This window comes from Pseudomonas tehranensis (assembly GCF_014268615.1).
GTDB lineage: Bacteria > Pseudomonadota > Gammaproteobacteria > Pseudomonadales > Pseudomonadaceae > Aquipseudomonas > Aquipseudomonas tehranensis.
On the sequence record NZ_JABWQV010000315.1, the window covers coordinates 1 to 5005 of the forward strand.

At 62.4% G+C, this 5005-nt stretch carries 6 protein-coding genes; 1 reads left to right on the forward strand and 5 read right to left on the reverse strand.

Annotated elements, in window-relative coordinates; translation table 11 throughout:
- Nucleotides 1–55 precede the first annotated feature (55 nt).
- From HU811_RS24795 to HU811_RS24810, 4 genes are all read right to left on the reverse strand, one after another.
- The gene (locus tag HU811_RS24795; RefSeq protein ID WP_186658625.1) at nucleotides 56–574 is read right to left on the reverse strand and encodes a DUF3299 domain-containing protein; all 519 of its coding nucleotides are present in this window, start codon (nucleotides 572–574) and stop codon (nucleotides 56–58) included.
- Between the two features lie 11 nt (nucleotides 575–585).
- Nucleotides 586–1851 (reverse strand): ABC transporter permease, encoded by a 1266-nt coding sequence (locus HU811_RS24800; RefSeq protein ID WP_186658626.1) that lies wholly within the window; start codon nucleotides 1849–1851, stop codon nucleotides 586–588.
- A 1-nt stretch (nucleotide 1852) separates the two neighbouring features.
- Entirely contained in the window at nucleotides 1853–2563 is a 711-nt protein-coding gene (locus tag HU811_RS24805) for an ABC transporter ATP-binding protein (RefSeq protein ID WP_092394807.1), read from the reverse strand.
- A 154-nt stretch (nucleotides 2564–2717) separates the two neighbouring features.
- Nucleotides 2718–3308, reverse strand: coding sequence for a DUF2796 domain-containing protein (locus tag HU811_RS24810; protein WP_186658627.1), 591 nt, complete (start codon nucleotides 3306–3308; stop codon nucleotides 2718–2720).
- 132 nt (nucleotides 3309–3440) lie between these two features.
- On the opposite strand from HU811_RS24810, the gene HU811_RS24815 reads away from it, so the two are divergent.
- Nucleotides 3441–3791: a hypothetical protein gene (locus HU811_RS24815; RefSeq protein WP_092394801.1), complete on the forward strand. Its 351-nt coding sequence runs from the start codon at nucleotides 3441–3443 to the stop codon at nucleotides 3789–3791.
- A 151-nt stretch (nucleotides 3792–3942) separates the two neighbouring features.
- On the opposite strand, the gene trxA is transcribed toward HU811_RS24815, so the two are convergent.
- Complete coding sequence (trxA, locus tag HU811_RS24820) at nucleotides 3943–4815, reverse strand: thioredoxin (protein ID WP_092394798.1); 873 nt, start codon at nucleotides 4813–4815, stop codon at nucleotides 3943–3945.
- Nucleotides 4816–5005 lie beyond the last annotated feature (190 nt).

Sequence of the window (5005 nt, forward strand, 5' to 3'; positions counted from 1 at the left end):
TGGGAGCGAGCCTGCTCGCGATAGCTATCTGATCAACAACACATTGCTACCAGGCTCACTCCGGCAGCTCATACACATAAATCTTCTCAGCCGCCATCTGATACCCGGCATCGGCCAGTTCACTGGTGGACGGCTTGACCTGCATCGGCCCTTCGACCCAGTACGGCTGGTACAACTCGTCGAGCTTGACCCCGATTTCACTTTTCACATGCACGATCTGATTCGACGGCGGTGGCGGTACGTGGATGCAAGCGCCGAAATACGGCACCAACAAAAAGTCCGTGGTGCGGCCTTCCTCGCTGACTTCCAGCGGCACGATGTAACCCGGCAAACGAATCTGCTGGCCGTCGAGTTCCTTGACCACCGGCGCGTTGGGCAAATCCTGCTTGGCCGCCGGGGCCGCTTCGGCGGCCAGGGCATCGCTCATCTGCGACAGGTCGTGCAGCGGGGTCATGTTCGGCACTTCCGCCGGGGCGTCCGGCGGGATCATTTCCGACCAGGCCAGGTCCCTCGGTTCGGCCGCCCACAGCGGCAGGGCGACCGTCATCAACAGCGCAAGCAAAGCGCGGGGCATCTTCAACGTCCTCATAAACGGATCGACAGGCCATCGGCCAACGATTGGCGATAGGCGCGCCAGGCCGGCACGCTGCCCATCAGTAAAGCGGCGACCAGGATGCCAGCCATCAGCGTCCATTCATATTCGCTTGGCCAGGCCAAGGGCAGATACAAGCCATAGGCCGACTGCACATAACCCTGCGCGGCGGCGATGCCGATGTACAGCAGGGCCAGCCCGGCGGCGACCCCGGCCAGCGCCAGGGCGAAGGCTTCGAGCACCAGCAGGGTCGCGATGTGCCACGGCCGCGCGCCCACCGAGCGCAGGATTGCCATCTCCCGGCGCCGCTCGTTGAGGCTGGTGAGGATCGCCGTGAGCATGCCGATCAGGCCGGTCAGCACCACGAACAGCGAAATCACGAACAGGGCTTTTTCCGCGGTGCCCATCAGACTCCATAACTCTTGCAACGCTACGCCGGGCAGGATCGCCAGCAACGGCTCGCCGCGGAACTCGTTGATCTCGCGCTGCAAGGCGAAGGTGGAAATCTTGCTGTTGAGGCCAAGCATGAACGCGGTGATCGCTTTGGGCGTCAGGTCCATGTTGCGGGCCTGTTCGGCGCTGATGCGGCCCTTGCCCTGGGCCGGCACACCGTTTTTCCAGTCGATGTGGATCGCTTCCATGCCGCCGAGGCTGATATGCAACGTGCGGTCCACCGGGGTGCCGGTGCGCTTGAGAATGCCGACCACGGTGAAGGGCTTGTCATCGTGCTTGACCAGGCTGACCACCGCCACGCCGTGGGCCAGCACCAGTTTGTCACCGAGCTTGTAATGCAGCGCCTCGGCTACTTCGGCGCCGAGCACCACTTCGAATGGATCGGTGGCGAAGGCGCGGCCCTCGGCCAGTGCCAGGTGTTGCCGGCGACCGTACTGATAATGCTCGAAGTAGGCCTCGGTCGTGCCCATCACCCGGTAACCGCGATGGGAATCGCCCAGGGACATGGGGATCGCCCATTTCACTTTCGGGTTGCTGGCGAACTGCTCGAAGCTGTCCCAGCGAATGTTGTTGGTGGCGTTGCCGATGCGAAACACCGAATACAGCAGCAGGTTCACCGAACCCGAGCGAGCACCGACGATCAGGTCGGTGCCGCTGATGGTGCTGGCGAAACTGGCCCGCGCCTCGGTGCGTACCCGCTCTACCGCCAGCAGCAGGCACACCGAAAGGGCGATGGCGAAAGCGGTGAGGATCGCGGTGAAACGGCGGTTCGCCAGGCTGGCCATGGCAAGACGGAACAAATACATCTCAGACCTCGAGTGGCGTGGCGGCGCGATTGAGATCGGCCAGCGAGAGGTGGCGGTCGAACAGCGGCGCCAGGCTCTGGTCGTGGCTGACGAACAGTAGGCTCGACCCGGCCGCGCGGCATTCGGCGAACAACAGCCGCAGGAAGTTTTCCCGGGCATCGTAGTCCAGGGCCGAGGTGGGTTCGTCGGCGATCACCAGTTCCGGTTGGCCGATCAACGCCCGGGCGGCCGCGACCCGTTGCTGCTGGCCGATGGACAGCGAGTCGGCGCGGCGCCCAAGCAGATTTGTGTCGGTCAGGCCCAGATGCGCCAGCAGCGTGGCAGCGGCTTGATCGACGCTGCCGTGACGCTGGATCGCCCGTTGTGCACGCAGTTTCGAGAAGTGACAGGGCAGTTCAACGTTCTCACGCACCGAGAGAAATGGCAGCAGGTTGAATTGCTGGAAGATATAGCCGGTGTGGTCCACGCGAAAACGGTCGCGGGCCCCGGCGCCCAGTTCAGTGAGTTCCTGGCCAAGCAGGCGAATGCTGCCACGGTCCGGTGTCTGGACGCCGCCCAGAAGCCCCAGCAGCGTGGTCTTGCCGCTGCCGCTCGGCCCCTTGAGGAACAAGGTTTCACCCGCTTCCAGGCGAAAGGCCGGAATATCCAGCAACGGCGGATGCCCGGGCCAGCTGAAGCCCAGGTCGGACAGTTCGATGAGTGCTTGGGTCATGTTTACCGCTTCAAAGTGGAACCTGCAGGAGACCTGTGGGAGCTGAGCTTGCTCGCGATGAGGCCATCACATTCAATTTGGATGTTGACCGTTAGACCGCTATCGCGAGCAAGCTTTGCTCCCACCAAGCTCCCACATTGGGTTGTGCAGTGGATCAGAACTTCAGGGCAGGTGCCTTGGCCGTCACTTCCACGCCTTGCTGGCCGCTCGGGCTGATCAGTTGTACCTGAATTTTCTGGGTGGCCGGGAAGGTTTTGAACAGGGTCGCCAGGTCCAGGTTCTTCAGCGCCCCTGGTGTGGCGCAGGTGAACTGGTAGTGGGCATGGATTTCACTGTGTTCGCCGTGGTGTTCGTCGCCATGATCATCTTCGTCGTGGTCATCGTGGTCCGGTTCATCGCCAAACAACGGGCTTTCCAGTTCCTGCTGGGCCACGGTGCATTTGGCGGCGGCGGGCAGGCTGAACAGCGCCAGCGGCTTGTCCAGTTGCGCACGCACGGCGGCGACCTTGGCCTTGTCGGCATCGCTGGTGGCGGCGTGTTCAAAGCCCACCAGGTTCATCGCCGGGCTTTCCAGCTCCAGTTCCAGGGTTTGGCCATCCAGTGCAGCATTCAGCCGGCCGACACCGTGTTCATGGGCGCCGAGGCTGCCGTGCGCGTGATCATGATCGTGGTCATGCTCGACCGCCGCATGGGCGACAGCCAAGGGCAGCAGGGCGAACGGCAGGGCGAGAAGCAGACGGCGCATGACGAGTCTCCAGATAAAATGAGTGTTCTGTTATGTAATCTTATAACGAAAGTGCGCAGAGTTTGACCGGCTGCTTGGCGTCGCGCAAGGCCCATGGGAGCATGGGCACATGAAATTTTCAGGAGCACGGTAATGTTGCGGATACGCGGAACCGTCGGTGATTGGCCGGTGGACTTGTCGATCGACATGGATGAGGGCGACTGGGCGCAGCTCGGCGCGCAGTTGCAAGCGGTCAAACCCGATAACGCGGCGACGCCTGCGAGCCGGCCGGCCAATCAGGACGATGCCTTGTGGCAGATCGCCAGGGAGCTGCTGCGCAAGGCCGGGCAGTTGAGCGGCCCGGACCTGCTGGAACAGCTCGAAGGCCTGACCGGCAGCGCCCCGGCCGGCAAACGCCTGTTAGTGCGCTTGCGCCATAGCCCGGACGTGAAAGTCATCAGCGGCGGCGATACACCGCTCTACAGCTGGCACGAAACCGCGTAGGCGCTGTGTAGGAGCTGACGAGCGAAGCGAGGCTGCGATCTTTACCCCTGACGCTTGAATCCCAAGCGAAAGATCAAAAGATCAAAAGATCAAAAGATCGTCCGAACGCGGCCCGAGCCTTCGGCAGCTCCTACAGGGGTGTGCGGTGTATTTAGTACAACGCCGCGAACAGCTTGCGGCGATAGGTCGTCACCAGCGGATGGTCGTTGCCCAGCAATTCGAAGACTTGCAGCAAGGTCTTGTGGGGCAGGCCTTCGCTGTAACTGCGGTTGCGGATAAACAGCTTGAGCAGCGCATCGAGGGCCGGCTCATACTGCTGGCGGGCCAATTGCTGGATTGCCAGTTGATACACCGCTTCGTCATCTTGCGGATCTTTCGCCAGGCGGGCCTTGAGATCGGCGGCGTCCGGCAGATCCTTGGCCAGGCCGAGGAACTGAATCTGCGCCTTGGCCCCGGCCAGTGCGGCTTTGTGCTCGTCGCTTTTCACCGCGTCGAGCACAGTCTGTGCTTCTGTCAGCTCGCCGCGCTCGGTCAGGCAACGGGCATACAGGATCAGGGCCTTGGCGTTGGTATTGTCTTCCCCCAGCAGTGCAGTGAGTACGGCCTCGGCATCAGCGAAACGCCCCTCGTCGAACAGCGCCTGGGCCTGTTCAAACGGGTCGGCGGCGGCCGGAGGCGGCATCTGTACATGAGGTTCGAGCATTGCCCGCACGGCGGACTCCGGCTGGGCCCCGGCGAAACCGTCGACGGGCTGGCCGTCCTTGAACAGCACCACGGTAGGCAAGCTGCGAATGCCGAAGCGGGCGACGATGTCCTGCTCGATGTCGCAGTCGACCTTGGCCAGCAGCAGTTCGCCCTGATAACTCTCGGCAATGCCCTGCAGCATTGGCATCAGCGCCTTGCACGGCGCGCACCACTCGGCCCAGAAATCCACCAGCACCGGTTTGTGAAAAGAGTTGGCGATCACCGACTGGTCGAAATCGGCGGTGGTGGCGTCGAAGATGTACGGGGTGTCCTGGGTCATGGGAATCTCGTAGAACGCTTTGAATGAGGCAACTATACGGCTTGGTGGGGGGAGCTGAAAGCGCAGGACTTTAGTCTTGTGGTGTCTGATAGGGCGCTATCGCGAGCAGGCTCGCTCCCACAGGGGATTTGTGATGAACACACATTTTGTATCCGGCACGAAACCCTGTGGGAGCGAGCCTGCTCGCGAT

What these genes read in the sequence shown, in the direction of transcription:
- HU811_RS24805 (WP_092394807.1), bottom strand. Translation starts at nt 2,563, where the DNA reads ATGACCCAAGCACTCATCGAACTGTCCGACCTGGGCTTCAGCTGGCCC.
- HU811_RS24800 (WP_186658626.1), bottom strand. Translation starts at nt 1,851, where the DNA reads ATGTATTTGTTCCGTCTTGCCATGGCCAGCCTGGCGAACCGCCGTTTC.
- HU811_RS24795 (WP_186658625.1), bottom strand. Translation starts at nt 574, where the DNA reads ATGCCCCGCGCTTTGCTTGCGCTGTTGATGACGGTCGCCCTGCCGCTG.
- HU811_RS24810 (WP_186658627.1), bottom strand. Translation starts at nt 3,308, where the DNA reads ATGCGCCGTCTGCTTCTCGCCCTGCCGTTCGCCCTGCTGCCCTTGGCT.
- HU811_RS24815 (WP_092394801.1), top strand. Translation starts at nt 3,441, where the DNA reads ATGTTGCGGATACGCGGAACCGTCGGTGATTGGCCGGTGGACTTGTCG.
- trxA (WP_092394798.1), bottom strand. Translation starts at nt 4,815, where the DNA reads ATGACCCAGGACACCCCGTACATCTTCGACGCCACCACCGCCGATTTC.